Origin of the sequence: Nocardioides sp. CCNWLW216 (genome assembly GCF_037120545.1) — a bacterium.
Classification (GTDB): Bacteria; Actinomycetota; Actinomycetes; order Propionibacteriales; family Nocardioidaceae; genus Nocardioides; species Nocardioides lianchengensis.
In genome coordinates this window covers 205313-219397 of record NZ_JBBBBJ010000010.1, presented here as the reverse complement: position 1 = coordinate 219397, position 14085 = coordinate 205313, and the positions used below count along the sequence as shown (strand labels likewise).

The 14085-nt window shown below is 73.9% G+C and carries 17 protein-coding genes and 2 pseudogenes; 12 read left to right on the top strand and 7 right to left on the bottom strand.

Annotation, left to right across the window (positions count from 1 at the left end):
* Positions 1-488 (bottom strand): annotated as a pseudogene (locus V7S47_RS20790) (HNH endonuclease signature motif containing protein); the annotation flags it as partial.
* Between the two features lie 496 nt (positions 489-984).
* Between V7S47_RS20790 and V7S47_RS20785 the strand changes: the two are divergent.
* A complete protein-coding gene (locus V7S47_RS20785; protein ID WP_336563354.1) occupies positions 985-1407 on the top strand; it encodes a hypothetical protein in 423 nt (140 codons plus the stop codon).
* On the opposite strand, the gene cls is transcribed toward V7S47_RS20785, so the two are convergent.
* From cls to V7S47_RS20770, 3 genes are read right to left on the bottom strand one after another with little or no spacing between them, the layout of a single operon-like run.
* Positions 1388-2854 carry a cardiolipin synthase gene (cls, locus tag V7S47_RS20780; protein WP_336563353.1) on the bottom strand — a complete coding sequence of 489 codons (1467 nt, stop codon included), beginning with the start codon at positions 2852-2854 and terminating at the stop codon, positions 1388-1390. The two genes, V7S47_RS20785 and cls, sit on opposite strands and share 20 nt — an antisense overlap.
* A 4-nt stretch (positions 2855-2858) precedes the next feature.
* Complete coding sequence (locus V7S47_RS20775; protein ID WP_336563352.1) at positions 2859-3143, bottom strand: SHOCT domain-containing protein; 285 nt, start codon at positions 3141-3143, stop codon at positions 2859-2861.
* Between the two features lie 2 nt (positions 3144-3145).
* Positions 3146-3565, bottom strand: coding sequence for a DUF6325 family protein (locus tag V7S47_RS20770; RefSeq protein ID WP_336563351.1), 420 nt, complete (start codon positions 3563-3565; stop codon positions 3146-3148).
* Between the two features lie 114 nt (positions 3566-3679).
* Here V7S47_RS20770 and V7S47_RS20765 point away from each other — a divergent pair, with 114 nt between their 5' ends.
* From V7S47_RS20765 to V7S47_RS20755, 3 genes are read left to right on the top strand one after another with little or no spacing between them, the layout of a single operon-like run.
* A complete protein-coding gene (locus V7S47_RS20765) occupies positions 3680-4735 on the top strand; it encodes an AI-2E family transporter (protein WP_336563350.1) in 1056 nt (351 codons plus the stop codon).
* Positions 4732-6447, top strand: a complete 1716-nt coding sequence (locus tag V7S47_RS20760; protein WP_336563349.1) for a SulP family inorganic anion transporter — start codon at positions 4732-4734, stop codon at positions 6445-6447. Before V7S47_RS20765 ends, V7S47_RS20760 begins: the two co-directional genes overlap by 4 nt.
* Positions 6444-7403 carry an FUSC family protein gene (locus V7S47_RS20755; protein WP_336563348.1) on the top strand — a complete coding sequence of 320 codons (960 nt, stop codon included), beginning with the start codon at positions 6444-6446 and terminating at the stop codon, positions 7401-7403. The genes V7S47_RS20760 and V7S47_RS20755 overlap by 4 nt, the downstream gene beginning before the upstream one ends.
* Here the strand turns inward: V7S47_RS20755 and V7S47_RS20750 are convergent.
* Both V7S47_RS20750 and V7S47_RS20745 read right to left on the bottom strand, forming a co-directional pair.
* Positions 7384-7587: a hypothetical protein gene (locus tag V7S47_RS20750; protein ID WP_090858829.1), complete on the bottom strand. Its 204-nt coding sequence runs from the start codon at positions 7585-7587 to the stop codon at positions 7384-7386. The two genes, V7S47_RS20755 and V7S47_RS20750, sit on opposite strands and share 20 nt — an antisense overlap.
* On the bottom strand, positions 7581-8252 hold the full coding sequence (locus tag V7S47_RS20745) for a GAP family protein (protein WP_336563347.1): 672 nt from the start codon (positions 8250-8252) through the stop codon (positions 7581-7583). Before V7S47_RS20745 ends, V7S47_RS20750 begins: the two co-directional genes overlap by 7 nt.
* 112 nt (positions 8253-8364) lie before the next feature.
* Between V7S47_RS20745 and V7S47_RS20740 the strand changes: the two genes are divergently transcribed.
* Positions 8365-9204 (top strand): mechanosensitive ion channel family protein, encoded by an 840-nt coding sequence (locus V7S47_RS20740; protein ID WP_336563346.1) that lies wholly within the window; start codon positions 8365-8367, stop codon positions 9202-9204.
* A 22-nt stretch (positions 9205-9226) separates the two neighbouring features.
* Positions 9227-9787 (top strand): hypothetical protein, encoded by a 561-nt coding sequence (locus V7S47_RS20735; RefSeq protein WP_336563345.1) that lies wholly within the window; start codon positions 9227-9229, stop codon positions 9785-9787.
* Here the strand turns inward: V7S47_RS20735 and V7S47_RS20730 are convergent.
* Complete coding sequence (locus V7S47_RS20730; protein WP_336563344.1) at positions 9772-10437, bottom strand: GAP family protein; 666 nt, start codon at positions 10435-10437, stop codon at positions 9772-9774. The two genes, V7S47_RS20735 and V7S47_RS20730, sit on opposite strands and share 16 nt — an antisense overlap.
* Before the next feature lie 89 nt (positions 10438-10526).
* Here V7S47_RS20730 and V7S47_RS20725 point away from each other — a divergent pair.
* From V7S47_RS20725 to V7S47_RS20700, 6 genes and pseudogenes are all read left to right on the top strand, one after another.
* Positions 10527-11584: pseudogene (locus V7S47_RS20725) on the top strand (SulP family inorganic anion transporter); the annotation flags it as partial.
* Positions 11579-12217 carry an STAS domain-containing protein gene (locus tag V7S47_RS20720; protein WP_336563357.1) on the top strand — a complete coding sequence of 213 codons (639 nt, stop codon included), beginning with the start codon at positions 11579-11581 and terminating at the stop codon, positions 12215-12217. The pseudogene V7S47_RS20725 and the gene V7S47_RS20720, both read left to right, overlap by 6 nt.
* Positions 12218-12285: 68 nt before the next feature.
* On the top strand, positions 12286-12783 hold the full coding sequence (locus tag V7S47_RS20715) for a DUF1269 domain-containing protein (protein ID WP_090858848.1): 498 nt from the start codon (positions 12286-12288) through the stop codon (positions 12781-12783).
* Positions 12784-12803: 20 nt separating this feature from the next.
* Positions 12804-13379 (top strand): DUF1269 domain-containing protein, encoded by a 576-nt coding sequence (locus V7S47_RS20710; protein ID WP_336563343.1) that lies wholly within the window; start codon positions 12804-12806, stop codon positions 13377-13379.
* Positions 13376-13609, top strand: a complete 234-nt coding sequence (locus V7S47_RS20705; RefSeq protein WP_336563342.1) for a hypothetical protein — start codon at positions 13376-13378, stop codon at positions 13607-13609. Before V7S47_RS20710 ends, V7S47_RS20705 begins: the two co-directional genes overlap by 4 nt.
* 37 nt (positions 13610-13646) lie before the next feature.
* Entirely contained in the window at positions 13647-14066 is a 420-nt protein-coding gene (locus V7S47_RS20700) for a DUF7144 family membrane protein (RefSeq protein WP_336563341.1), read from the top strand.
* Positions 14067-14085 lie beyond the last annotated feature (19 nt).

The window sequence follows — 14085 nt, the reverse complement described above, 5'->3', positions numbered from 1 at the left end:
TCTTCGATGGTGCGGTCGAGTTGGGCGATGGAGATCTTGTGCGCCACTGAGGCGACGTGGGTGTCGACGAACTCGGCACCGTCCTCAGGCAGGTCGATGGTCTCCGCCGCGATCCGTCGCGCCTTCCACACCGGCAGATCGAGGGACTGGACGCGTCCGTAGACCCTGGGCAGTCGGTGGGCGAGCTCGACGGCGTGGCCGAGGTACATCCGCCCCGAGTCCGACGACAGGCCCAGCGCGGCGGAGAACTCCAGCACACTGAACTCGGCGATCAGGGGTGCACCGGGTCCGGCGATGGCCATCTCGTCCTCACCCCCCGGGATCCACACCGCGGCGGCATCGTGCAGGGAGTCGGTGGAGTGCATCCCGGCCCAGGTGACGGCGGCGGCGAGCTGGTTCGCGGCCGCGCGCAGTTCGTCTCGTCGTTCGGAGCGCACGTAGGACAGCACCGCCGAGGCGGTGTCGCAGTCGTCGAGGTCCCGAGCCATGCCGTCATTCTAGTCGAACAGGTTATCGAATGCGAGGGTTGTTCACAGCCTTGTTCGAACGGTCGACCCGAAGGAACCGAGGGCCGACCAGCAGGCTCGTGATGGCCCTTGATCACCGCGGACGGTGAGCCCCCTTGTCTCTGTAAAAGTCTTTGAACCGGCCTGGTGTCAAGCGCAGACGCCGCGGCAGAGGCCGACTCGAGTGAGGTCAGCGGCGGGGCTGCGGGGTCTCGACGGGCGTTCAGGACTTCGTCCTTCACTGCTCGACCACCGGCGGGGTCCACGGGCGCGAGGACCGTCGGGGGCGGCACAGTCGACCCCACGCGAGGTCGTTTGTTGGCTGCGGGGGTCTCGACGGGCGTTCAGGACTTCGTCCTTCACTGCTCGACCACCGGTGAGGAGCACCGGTGGGGAGCACGGGCGGAGGACACCGGGGGTGCCGGTTCACCTGGGTCGGGTGAGGCGGGGGCGGGCGGGGCGGCGGCAGGTTCGCGGGGTGTCCACCGACCTCCCGCACGTCCACCCCCACCGCCGCGTGGCGCTGCTCGGCGTGCGCGCCCTGGCCTGGATCGTCTACGCCTACGTCGTCGTGACCGAGGCGGTGCTGGCGCTCGGGTTCACGCTGCTGCTGTTCGGGGCCAACCCGGACGCGTCGTTCGTGGCGTGGTCCTACCGCTCGCTCGACCGGACGATGGAGCCGTTCCGCGGCATCTTCACGCCGATCGACCTGGGGCTGAGCGGCAGCCAGGAGGTCGGGGCCGTGCTCGACACGTCGGTGCTCTTCGCCATGCTCGTGTACGCCGTCGCGGCGTGGCTGGTCAGCTCGCTGCTCGACTGGATCGGCGGCTTCCTGGAGCGGTTGGCCGAGGCGGACGAGCGGGCGGCCGACGAGCGGACGACTACTGCAGTGCGGCCGTGAGCCGCATGACGTTGTCGACGTACGCCGTCCACCAGCCGCGCCCGTGCCACTGCTCGGCGGTCAGCTCGGTCGACGCCGCGCGGTAGCCGTCCTGGACGGCCCCCAGCTCCTCGACCAGCGCCGTGCTCCGGGCGAAGAGGACGCACTCGTAGTTGAGCGCGAAGGAGCGGTAGTCCAGGTTGGACGAGCCGATCACCGCGAGGTCGTCGTCGACGGTGAGGAACTTCGCGTGCAGGACGTACGGCGCCGGGTAGAGCCAGATGCGCACGCCGACGTCGAGCAGCGCGCCGTAGTAGGAGCGCTGGGCGTGGGCGACCATGAACTGATCGGCGACGGCCGAGACGAAGAGCTCCACCTCGACCCCGCGCTGGGCGGCCGTGGTCACGGCGTAGAGCAGCGTCTCGTCGGGGACGAAGTACGGCGAGGTGAGCGAGATCCGGCGGCGGGCGGCGTACAGCATCGAGTTGAAGAGGCGCAGGTTGTTCTCGGTGGCGAAGCCCGGCCCCGACGGGACCACCTGGGCCGCCACGCCGGGGACGCCCGCCGCGAACGGGTCCGGAGCGGCCGGGCCGAGCGTGTGCGACACCGGCTCGCCGGTCTCGGCGACCCAGTCGGTGGCGAACACCACCGCGAGCTGTCGTACGGCGGGCCCGCTGACCCGGGCGACCAGCTCCCGGTAGGTCAGGCCGCGCCGGTGGTTGCCGGGGTCGTCGTACCCGGGCTCGATGAGGTTCTGCGAGCCGATGAAGCCGACCCGGCCGTCGACGACCAGGATCTTGCGGTGGTTGCGCAGGTCGGGGCGACGGACCTCGCCGCGGAGCGGGTCGATGCGCAGCATCGGCGCGTGTCTGATGCCGGCGTCCTGCAGCCGGCGCAGGAGGTCGCGGTAGCCCGGGACGCCGCGGCTCCCGAGGTGGTCGAAGAGGAGCCGGACCTCCACGCCGCGGGCGACCGCGGCCCGCAGTGCCTCGAAGAACGCGTCCGTGGCCTCGTCCCATGCGGCGATGTAGAACTCCACGTGCACGAAGCGCTCGGCCCGCTCGACCTCCCGGCGCATCGCGTCGATGCTGCCCTGGTAGTCGGGCAGCACCTCGACGGTGTTGTCGTGGGACATCGGGAACGCGCCGAGGCGGTGGTTGAGCTCCGCCATCCCGGCGACCTCCCCCGACGGCGGCTCCCGTACGACGGGCTGCGCGGGGACGGCCGCGAGGACGCGGTCGTTGACCTCACGCTGCCACGTGCGCCGTCGGCGGCCGACGGAGGTCGACCCGACGAGGAGGAAGGCGACCACGCCGAGGAACGGGACGGCGAGCACCAGGATCAGCCAGGCCATCGCCGTCGACGGCTTGCGGCCGGCGGGCAGGACGCCGAGCGCGACCACGCAGACGGCGGCGTGCAGCAGCGCCGCCGTCGCGCCGAGCGCCGCGACGAGCCAGCCGGCGTCCACCGGGCTACCCGAGCAGCCGGAGCTTCGCGGCGGCGAACTCCTCGTCGGTCAGCGCACCGGACTCGTGCAGCGTGGCCAGTCGGGTGAGCTGGTCGCCGAGGCCGGCCGGGGCGGCCGCGGCCGGGGCAGCCGCCTGCTGCTCGAAGGCCTCGGCCTCCGCCTCCTGCTCGGCGTTGCGCTGCTGCCGGCGGTCCAGGGCGTTGCGGGTCGCGGTGGCGGTGCCGGCGATGACCGCGGTGCGGGCCACGGTGCCCAGCAGGCCGGGCCGGCCGAAACGTCGCATCAGCATGATCAGCTCCTCTCGGCCGCGTAGGCCACCGTGACGTCGGCCTCGGGGATCCGGGCGTAGAACGCGAGCTCGGCGCCCAGGTCGTCGAGCTGCCGGCTGACGTCGCGGGCCCAGACGTGCTCGATCACCGCCACCACGGCCTGCTGGTCGGGCGGGAGCGACACCGCGAAGGTCTCCAGGTCCTCTCCCGAGAGCAGCGTGTGCGGGTCGAAGGTGAGGCCGGCGAGCTCGGGGATCCGGAACATCTCGTGCTCGACGTCGCGCGCCTCCAGGACGCCGTCGTCGTCGCGCAGCAGGAAGACCAGGTCGATCAGGCGGACCGCCTGCTGGTCGACCGGACGGCGCAGGACGTCGGTCATGCGCTCGGGGCCCACCCCGAGCGGGAACGCCAGGCACAGCACCTCGACTGGTCCTCGCTCCATCGGCCATCTCCCTCGTGTCGGCTCGTCGTACGCAGGCTAGGAGCGCGCCGCACGACGGGGGGTCACCCCAATCAGGTGACCCGCAGCAAGGCCGCGCGCACCGACCATCCGGGGGTGGACAGCACTCGGTCGCGCGCCCCCGATGCCGGCCTCCCGCGCGGACTGGTGGTGCTCCTCGGTCTGGCCGCCGCGGTCATCGTCATCGCCGGGATGCGTGGCGCCGCCTCCCTGCTCGGACCGGCGTTCCTGGCCCTGGTCCTCACCATCGCGGCCCACCCGCTGCGCGGGTGGCTCGACCGTTCCCTGCCCTCCTGGCTCGCGACGCTCATCTGCCTGCTGGTGGTCAACCTGGTCATGGTCGGCCTGGCGGTGACCCTGGTCGCCGCGACGGCCCGGTTCGCAACGCTGCTGCCCGACTACGAGGCGGAGTTCAACGCCTGGGTCGCCGACGGGGCCGACCGGCTGCACCAGCTGGGGGTCTCCCCCGAGCAGGTCCAGCACGTCGCCGACTCGTTCGACCTCTCCCGGCTCACGGGCCTGGTGACCGGGGCGGTGACCGGCGTCCTCGGCGTCGCCTCGAACCTGGTGTTCATCGTGACCCTGGTCCTCTTCATGACCATCGACGGCGGCCAGTTCCCCCGGCACCTCACCGAGGCCGCCCGGGTGCGGCCCGGGCTGGTCGACGCGCTGGCGACCTTCGCCCGCGGGACCCGCAGCTACCTGGTGGTCTCCACGGTCTTCGGGTTCATCGTCGCCGTGCTCGACACCGCCGTGCTCGCGCTGCTCGACGTACCCGCGCCGGTCCTGTGGGGGCTGCTGGCGTTCCTGACCAACTACATCCCCAACATCGGGTTCGTCATCGGCCTGGTCCCGCCGGCGGTGCTCGCGCTGCTCGAGGGCGGTCCGGGGCTGTTCCTCGCGGTCGTGGTCGTCTACTCGGTGCTCAACGTGGTGATCCAGTCGGTCATCCAGCCGAAGGTCGTCGGCGACGCGGTCGGGCTGTCGACGACGCTGACCTTCCTGTCGCTGGTGTTCTGGTCGTGGGTCATCGGGCCGCTCGGCGCGATCCTGGCCATCCCGCTGAGCCTGCTGGTCCGGTCGCTGCTCGTGGACGCCGACCCGGCGAACCGGTGGCTCAGCCCGCTCGTGGCCAACCGCGACGCACCGTGAGCGGCGACGAGCCGGAGTCCCGCGCGTGGATCCAGGCCTGGCTCGGCGACCTGCGGCCCCGGCGCCGGCACTTCCGCTCCGACCTGGTCGCCGGGCTGCCGGGTGCCGTCTCGAGCGTCCCGGACGGGATGGCGGCGAGCGTGCTGGCCGGGGTCAATCCGGCCCACGGTCTCTACGCCTCCCTCGCCGGGCCGGTCGCCGGTGGGGTGTCCAGCTCGAGCCGGCTGATGGTCGTCACGACCACCAGCGCGGCCGCCCTGGCCGCCGGCTCCGCCGTCGAGTCGTTCGGTCCCGACCAGCGCTCGGACGCGCTGCTGTGGCTGACCCTGATGGCGGGTGCGGCGATGGTCGCGGCGGCGCTGCTCAACCTCAGCCGGTTCGCCCGCTTCGTGTCCCGCTCCGTCCTCGTCGGGTTCCTCGCCGGGGTGTCGGTCAACATGGTCCTCGGACAGCTGCCCGACCTGCTGGGGATCGCCGCCGACGGGGACCTGGCGATCACCCGCGCCGCGGACGTCGTACGACGGCTGCCGGACGTCGACGGTGCGTCCGCCGCCGCGGGCCTGGTCGCGCTGCTGGCCCTGGTCGTCCTGGGCCGGACACCGGTGGCGGTGCTGGGGTCGCTGGTGGCCCTCGCCGTCCCGACCGTCGCCGTGCTTCTGCTCGGGGCCGGGACGGTGGCACTGGTCGAGGACACCGGCCGGATCCCGCACGGTCTGCCGCCGCCCCGGATCCCGGACCCGGCGGCCTTCGACCTCTCGCTGGTCGGCGGCGCGCTCGCCGTCGCCGCCCTGGTCCTCGTCCAGGGCGTCGGCGTGGCCGAGGCGGTCCCGAACCCGGACGGCTCCCCCACCTCGACCCGTCGCGACTTCACATCCCAGGGCCTGGCCAACGCCGCCTCCGGCCTGCTGGGCGGAATGCCGGTCGGCGGGTCCGTCGGGCAGACGGCCCTCAACGTCAGCGCCGGCGCCCGCTCGCGTTGGGCGTCGATCTGGTCGGGCCTGTGGATGGCGGTCATCCTGCTGGCCTTCTCGGGCGTCGTCGGCGAGGTGGCGATGCCTACCCTCGCGGCCGTCCTCGTCTACGCCGGCTGGGGCAGCATCCACCCGCGCGAGCTGCTCGCCGTGGCCCGGGCCGGCCGGATCCCGGCGGTCGCCATGCTCGGCACCCTGGGGGCCGTCCTGGTCCTCCCGGTGGCCGAGGCGGTGGCGGTCGGGGTGGTCGCGTCCCTCCTCCTCCAGCTCAACCAGGACTCCCTCGACCTGCGGGTCGTCCGCCTGGTCCGCACCCCCGACGGCGCCGTGCGCGAGGAGCCGCTCCCGCCCGAGGTCGGGCCCGGGGACGTCGTGGTGGTGAACGTCTACGGGTCGCTGTTCTACGCCGGCGCGCGGACCCTCCAGCGCCGGCTGCCGGTCCCGCGGCCGGGCGGTCCCGTGGTGGTGCTGCGGCTGCGGGGCCGGACCACCCTCGGCGCGACGTTCCTGAAGGTCGTCGGCGACTACGCGCAGCTGCTCGCGACCGCCGGCGGCGAGCTGTACCTGACCGGGGTCGACCCGGACGTCGCCGCCTCATGGCGGGACGGCCCGTTGGCCGGGGCGGCCGGCCACCTGCACGTCGTACCGGCCACGGAGGTGCTGGGCGCGTCGACGTGGGCCGCGGTCGCGGCCGCGACGGGTGAGCCGCCCGGCCCGGTCCACGCGGTGCACCCGTCGTGACGCCCCCGCGCGTCGCCTGGGACCGCGCGGCGCTGGTCCGAGGTGCCGTCCTCGGCGCGCCCGCGGCCGTGGTCGCGGCGGGCGACGTCCGACTGGGGGCGGTGCTGGCCGTCGGCCTGGTGCCGGCGACCGCCGTCCCGCTGCCGCCGCGCCGCCGCGACCGCGCCCGAGTCGCACTGCTCGGCGTCCTCGTCGCCGCGTCGCTCGTGCTGGGCGGGCTGCTCGCCCGGTGGCCGCCAGCCGCCGTCATGGGGATCCTGGTGCTCGCGGTCGGCGCCGCCCGGGTGGCCAGCGTCCGGCCCCGACTGTCGCTGGTCCTCTACCTCTGCCTGCCGCTGACCGCGGTCGGGTTCAGCTTCCCGGGGCTCGCAACCGTCGGGCGGCTCGGCGCCGTGATGGTCGCCGGCTCGGTATGGGCGGCCCTGGTCGGCCTGGCCTGGCCCGCCGGATCCGACCGCCCGGACCCCTCACCCCCGCCGGCCCGTACGACGGACCGCGGGCTGGTCGGGTTCGGCCTCCGGGCCGGGCTGACCGGCGCCGTCTGCACCGCCATCGGCTTCGCCACCGACCTCGAGCACGTCGGCTGGGCCCCGACCGCCGCGCTGCTCGTCATGCGGCCGAGCCCGCGTCAGCAGGCGACCCGCTCCTGGAACCGGGTCGCCGACGTCGTCCTGGGGGCGGCGCTCGCGGTGGCCACCGTGACCCTGGGCGTCCCCGCACCGGCGGTCGCCCTGCTCGTGCTCGCGACCGTGATGACGATGACCGCCGTGGCCGGCAGCGGCTGGTACCTGACGCCGCTCTTCACGACCTTCCTCGTGCTCCTGCTGCTGCTCGCCGGCGACGTCGACGACGCGACGTCGCGCTTCTGGGAGCGAGTCGGGGAGACCCTGCTCGGCGTGGGCGTCGCCGCGGTCGTCAGCGTCTCCGCGCGGGCCCTCAGTCGTCGGGGATCGTGACCACCTCGACGACGCTGATGCCGAGCGAGCTGAGCAGGTTGAGCACCCCCTGCAGCTCCTGCTGGTCGAGCAGCTCACCGGTCAGGGTGGTCTGGGCCCGGTGGTGGCGAGCCGTCAGGTGGGGGAAGGCACCGGCGAGCTCGTCGGACACCTCGGCGTCCACCCGGATCATCATCTTCACCACGCCGCCACCCCCTGGCCGAGGATCGTCACGCCGATGACCAGCAGCAGCACGGTCATGACCGCGGCGTTGTGGACGGTCAGCCACTGCCGGAGCTCGTCGAGGGGCTGCTGCATCCGCTGCTGCGCGACCAGGTAGGCGAGCACCGGCACCACCACCGTGCACGAGCCGAGGGCCACGAAGAGCAGGACGGCGACCACGGTCTTCCCGGCGGACAGCCCACCGGTGCCGATGGTGACGCCGGCGCTCAGGCACAGGGTGAGGTTCTTCGGGTTGACCCCGGACAGCAGCATTCCGAGGCCGAGGGCCTTGGTCGCCGTGACGGTGTCGAGGGCGCTCATCCACCCCGGCATGACCGGGTCCTCGCCCGGGTGCGGCCGGCCGCGCCAGGTCCGGAGCGCGAGCAGCACCGCGAGCACCCCGAGGACGATCTTGAGGACGGCCGCCAGCGTCGAGGGGTCTCCGTCCTCGGTGTCGTCGACCGGGTCGACGGCCACCGCGACGGCGACCACCACGGCGCCGATGCCGAGGACCCAGCCGAGGCCGAAGGCGACCGAGGCGGCCCGGGCGTGCGGCGCGAGCAGCATCAGGATCACCGCGATGACCGGCACGGGCGAGACGGCCACGCCGAGGGCCACGGGCAGCAGCTCACCGATGACCTCGCCCACCGTGACTCCTCCTCTGCCCTCGACGTGCCGCGACCGTAGGCGCGGCCACCCGGACAGGGGTTCACGAGTTTCGGGCGAAGCACGGGCCCGTCGTACCGCCCGACGGTGGGGCGTGGCCACGACCGCGAGCGCCTGGGCCGTCGACGTGCCGGTCGTCGGACTCGACCTGAGCGTCTCCAGCGTGCTGTGGGGAGCGGCGATCGCGGTCGCCACGGCCCTCGTCGCCCGGTACGCCGCCCGCGCGACCCTCCACCTCGGGCACCGGGTCCAGGGCGTCGCCGACGACCTCGCGCTGCAGGCGGCGCGGGTGGTGCGCTACTTCGTGATCCTGGTCGGTGCCGGGGTCGTGCTGGCCATCCTGGGCGCGCCGGTCCAGCCGCTGCTCGCCGCCGTGCTGCTGGTCGTGGGCGCCGCGTTCCTGATGCTGCGCGGCATCGCGGACAACTTCGGGGCCGCGCTGGTCATCCAGACCCGGCACCCGGTCCGGCTCGGGGACCTGGTCGAGTCCGGCGGCCACCGGGGCCACGTCGCCGACCTGAACTCGCGCTCGGTCGTGCTGGCGGCGCTCGACGGGCGGACCGTGCACATCCCCAACCGGATGTTCATGGACGAGCCACTGGTCAACCACTCCACCCGCGGCGCCGTGCGCTCGGAGGTCCAGGTGCGCATCGCCCACCCGGAGCCCGGGCCGGCGACCGGGGAGGCCCTGGTCGCCACCGCGGCGGGCGTCCGCGGCGTGCTGCCCTCACCGGCGCCGCACGTGCTGCTGGTCGCCGTCGACGCCGACCGGGTCACCTACGCCCTCCGGTTCTGGCACCACCCCGACGCCGGCCCCCAGGTCGCCTCGCACGTGACCGCGGCGCTCCACCAGGACCTGGTCGCCGCCGGTCGGCCCGCCGCCCTCGCCTGGCCACCGCCCGACGCCCCGCTCACCTCCCCCGGCGACCTCTGACCCGTACGACGAAGGAGTCCCCATGTCCGCCGCCCTGCTCGTCCTCGTCGGTGCCGTCCTGTGCTTCCTGGGCGCCTTCTCCGTCCGGGTCGCCGTGCTGGCCGCCGGGTTCGGGACCGGCTGGCTGCTCGCCACGGCCCTGGGCGCCTCGACCACCACCGTGCTGCTGGTCGCCGGCGTCGGCGCCGTCGTCTCCTTCGTGTCGACGTACCTGCTCTCGGCCTTCCTGTTCTTCGTCGCGGGCGTCGTCGTCGGCTCGGTGGTCGGAGCGCGGCTGTTCGTCGTCGTCGACCGGGGCGACTCCGACTGGCTGCTCTCGGTCGTGTTCGTGCCGGCGGTCGCGGTGGTCTGCGGTCTCCTCGCCGACCGGTGGCGGCAGCGGTTCCTGGGCTGGGCGACGGCGGCCGCCGGGTCCGCGCTGCTGCTGTCCGGGATCGGCCGGCTCGGGACCGACTCGACCGGGTGGTACTGGCGACCCGACACCGCGACCGGCACGACCGTGTTCGCGGTGTCCTGGCTGGTGCTCACCCTGGTCGGGCACCGGGTCCAGCTGGGCAGCCGCCGGGATCAGCCCGCCAGCTGAGCGAGACCGCGACCGGCGAAGAGCAGCCCGAAGGCCACCAGCACGACCACCCCGATCGCGCGGTTGTGAGCGAGCAGCCAGCCGGTCGCGTCCCGCAGCCACCGACGACCCCGCCTCCCCGCGACGACGAACACCAGCGTGGGTACGGCGAAGTCGAGCATGCTCGCCGCCAGCAGCAGCCCCACCCCGCCCAGCCGGGCACCGGTCCCGGCGTCGGAGGTCAGGACGATCCCGAGACCGGATGCGAGGATGGCGATGTTGGGGTTCACCGCGGCCAGCAGCAGCCCGGCCCCGACCACCAGGCGCGGCGCCGGGTCGCGCAGGCGCACCACCCAGCCCGGCGGCGAGCCGGTCCGGGCCGGCGGGTGCGCCCACGACCACGCCCCGGCGGCCAGGAACAGCACGCCCGCCCCCAGGCTGATCCCGCCGCGCGCGGTCGACGGGTCGTCGGTCGTCGTACCCGCGGCCTCGCCGAGGGCGAGCACCAGCACCGAGACGCCGGCGTAGACGGCCAGGAACGAGCCGGCGAGGGCCCCGACGTTGCGGAACGGGTGCGACGAGCCGAGCAGGAGCAGGCACGCGACGACCGCGGCAGGCGTGACCAGCAGCCCGAGCATCTCGGGGACCAGCTGCGTCGCGAGCTCCCACACGGTCCGACCGTCGTCCGGCCGGGCCGCGCCCGGCGTCACCTGTTCCGGGGGAACTCGCCCGCCGTACGACGGACCTAGCCTCCCGCGAGGTGAGGCTCCTCGCGCCGTCGTTCACTGCCTACCCGCGCTCCTGGCTGCGTCCCGACCTGGTCGCCGGGCTGACCGTGTGGGCGGTGCTGGTGCCCGAGTCGCTCGCCTACGCCACCATCGCCGGGGTCTCCCCCGTCGTCGGCCTGTACGCCGCCGTGCCGGCCCTCGTCCTGTACGCCGTCGTGGGGTCATCGCGGCACCTGGTGGTCGCCCCCATGTCGGCCACCGCCGCGCTGTCCGCGGGGGTGGTCGCGACCGTGTCGGGGGGCTCGGCCGACGCCGCCGCGCTGACCGCCGGCCTCGCGCTGGCCACCGGCCTGGTCGCGGTGGCCGCGGGGGCGCTGCGGCTGGGGTTCCTGGCGTCGTTCATCTCCGAGCCGGTCCCAAGGGCTTCATCATCGGGCTCGCGCTGACCATCATGATCGGCCAGCTGCCCGCGCTGGTCGGCGTCGACAAGGGCTCGGGCAGCTTCTTCGAGAAGCTCTGGGACCTCCTCACCCACCTCGGCGACGCCGAAGCCCTGGCTGTCGCGGTCGGGCTCGGCAGCCTGGCGTCGCTGCTGGCGCTCCGACGGTTCGTCCCGCTGCTGCCCGGCTCGCTGGTGGTCGCGCTGGCCTCCATCGGGCTGGTCGCCGTCCTCGGCCTCGACGACGACGGCCTCGACATCGTCGGCCACATCGACTCGGGCCTGCCGGTGCTCGGGCTCCCGGACCTGGGCCGCGGCGAGGTCGCCGACCTGCTCGCGGGTGCCGTCGGCGTGATGCTGGTCGGGTTCGCCGAGGGCCTCGGCGCCGCCAAGACGTACGCCGCTCGCAGCGGCTACGACATCGACCCTGACCGGGAGCTCCTGGGCCTCGGCGCCGCGAACCTCGGTGCCGGTCTCACCTCGGGGATGGTGGTCAACGGGAGCCTGTCGAAGACCGCCGTCAACGGCTCGGCCGGGGCCCGCAGCCAGGTCTCCGGCCTGACCGCGGCCGCGCTCACGGTGCTCACGCTGCTGTTCCTGACCGGCCTCTTCGAGCAGCTGCCGGAGGCCACGCTGGCCGCCGTCGTGGTCGCCGCGGTGGTCGAGCTGGTCGACGTGGCCTCGCTCCGGCGGCTGTGGCGGGTCCAGACCGGCCGGCTCTCGCGGGTCTACCGGGTGACCAGCCGGGCCGACTTCTTCGCCGCGGTCGCGGGCCTCCTCGGCGTGCTCGTGTTCGACACCCTGCCCGGGCTGGTCATCGGGATCGCGGTGTCGCTGATCCTGCTGCTCGCCCGCACCTCGCGGCCGCACGTCGTCCCGCTCGCTCCGGTCGGTGCCGGGCCGGACCGGCCGTGGGTCGACGCGGCACGCCACCGGGGCTACCCCACCGTGCCGGGGGTGCTCGTCGTCCGGGTCGAGGCGCCGCTGCTGTTCGCCAACGCCGACTACGTCCGCACCCGGGTCCGTGCTCTGGCCGCCGACGTCCCCGGCCTGCGCCTGGTCGTCCTCGACGGCCGCTCGACGCCGTCGGTCGACGTCACCGCCGCCCAGATGCTGGTCCAGCTCCGGTCCGACCTGCGCCGCGACGGCGCCGAGCTCGCGCTCGCCGAGGACATCGGCCAGGTCCGCGACGTGCTCGCGACCGCCGAGCCCGAGGGCGAGCCGCCGCTGCACCCCACCATCGAGGCGGCGATCGCGGCCGCGCCGTTCACCGGGAACGGGTGAGCCGGGCCCGTCGTACGGCGACGTGGACTCGGGGGCAAGAGACGCCACCACGAGCGAGGAGCACGGTCATGGCCCAAGCAACACTCACGGTCTGGAAGTTCAACGACCCCGACGGGGCCGAGCGAGCCTCGCAGACCCTGCAGACCCTCGCGACTGAGGGCGTCATCACGCTCCACGACGCAGCCACCGTGTCGTGGGAGGTCGGCAAGAAGAAGCCGAAGACCCGCCAGCTCGCGTCCACCACCGGCGCCGGCGCCCTCGGGGGCGGCTTCTGGGGGCTGCTGTTCGGCCTGATCTTCTTCGTCCCGCTGCTGGGCGCCGCCCTGGGCGCCGCCACCGGCGCGCTCGCCGGGTCGCTGTCGGACGCCGGCATCGACGACCGGTTCATCAACAGGGTGCGCGACCAGGTCACCCCCGGCACCTCGGCCCTGTTCGTGATGACCTCCGACGTCGTCGTCGACAAGGTGAAGGACGCGTTCGCGGGCCACGCCCCCGACGACCTGATCTTCACCAACCTCAGCGACGACCAGGAGGCCGCGCTCCGGGACGTGTTCGCGGCCGCCTGAGTGGATCCGGGGCGAGAGCCGTGAAGGACGACGAGAGGCAGCGCGCCTACCGCAGCCCGGCGCTCACGGTGTGGCGCTACGACACCCCACTCGGGGCGGACGCCGGCGCCGTACGGCTCAAGAGCCTGCAGGAGCGGGACGCCCTCACCGTCCACGACGCCATCACGGTCGCCTGGATGCCGGGGGCGCACCAGCCGCGGAGCGGCCACCTGCGCCACACCACCGCCGGCGCGGCCGGCAAGGGGTCGGTCCTCGGAGCCCTCATCGGCACACTCGTCCTCGCCCCGGCCGTCGGAGCGGCGGCCGGGGCCGGGGTCGCCGCACTCGCCCAGCGGCTGCGCGGCACCGGCATCGACCAGCAGTTCCTCGAAGAGGTCATCGATCACCTGGAGCCCGGCTCGTCCGCCCTGCTGGTGCTGACCAGCGATGCCGACCTCGACCACGTCCGCCCCGTCGTCGAGCGCGGCATCGCGCGCGGGGACGTGGTCCTCCTGCACGCCCGGCTCGCCGAGAACGCCCCCGCGGCCCTGCGCGCCGTCGTCGCCGACCTCGCGCCCCGCGACGCGGCGGACCACCGAGAAGGAGACCCCCGATGACCAGCGCCGACGCCCCCGGAAGCGACGACCCCGCCTGGGCCGACCCCGAGGACCGCGGACTCGCGTACGGCGTCGGCGCCTTCGCCGGCGTCCTGCTCGCCGCCTTCGCGTCGATGCAGCTGCTGGAGGGCCTTCAGCGCGCTGGTCGTGTGGGCGCTGGCCAGCCAGCTGCGCACCCGCTGAGCTCCGTGTCCTCGCGCTCTCGGGCCGGGGTCACCCGAAGCGGGTGAGCATCCGGGCCGGGTGCCGCTCCTAGCGTCCCTCGCCATGAGCACCCACACGTCCGGTCGGGCCTACGACCACTCGACAAGCGGCCTGGTCGCCCTCGGCACCACCGCCTTCGCCGGCGTCATGCTGGCCACCGTCGCCCTCTTCCAGATCCTGGAGGGCATCGCAGCCATCGGCGAGGACAGCGTCTTCGTCACTGGCCTCGACTACGTCTACAAGCTCGACGTCACGACCTGGGGCTGGATCCACCTCGTCGTCGGGGTGATCGGCCTGGCCACCGCCGTCGGCATCCTCGCGGCGCAGCCCTGGGGGTACGTCGCCGGCATCGCGATCGCGACGATCGGCGCAGTCACCAACTTCGCGTTCCTGCCGTTCTACCCGTTCTGGTCGATCGTGGTCCTGTCGTTCAACATCCTGGTCATCTGGGCGCTGTGCCGGCAGCTCGGCGCCGCGAAGTAGCCGGGCGGTACAAGATTGC

What these genes read in the sequence shown, in the direction of transcription:
- V7S47_RS20735 (WP_336563345.1), top strand. Translation starts at nt 9,227, where the DNA reads ATGTCCGCCGCCCTGCTCGTCCTCGTCGGTGCCGTCCTGTGCTTCCTG.
- V7S47_RS20715 (WP_090858848.1), top strand. Translation starts at nt 12,286, where the DNA reads ATGGCCCAAGCAACACTCACGGTCTGGAAGTTCAACGACCCCGACGGG.
- V7S47_RS20700 (WP_336563341.1), top strand. Translation starts at nt 13,647, where the DNA reads ATGAGCACCCACACGTCCGGTCGGGCCTACGACCACTCGACAAGCGGC.
- V7S47_RS20705 (WP_336563342.1), top strand. Translation starts at nt 13,376, where the DNA reads ATGACCAGCGCCGACGCCCCCGGAAGCGACGACCCCGCCTGGGCCGAC.
- V7S47_RS20770 (WP_336563351.1), bottom strand. Translation starts at nt 3,565, where the DNA reads ATGGAGCGAGGACCAGTCGAGGTGCTGTGCCTGGCGTTCCCGCTCGGG.
- V7S47_RS20775 (WP_336563352.1), bottom strand. Translation starts at nt 3,143, where the DNA reads ATGCTGATGCGACGTTTCGGCCGGCCCGGCCTGCTGGGCACCGTGGCC.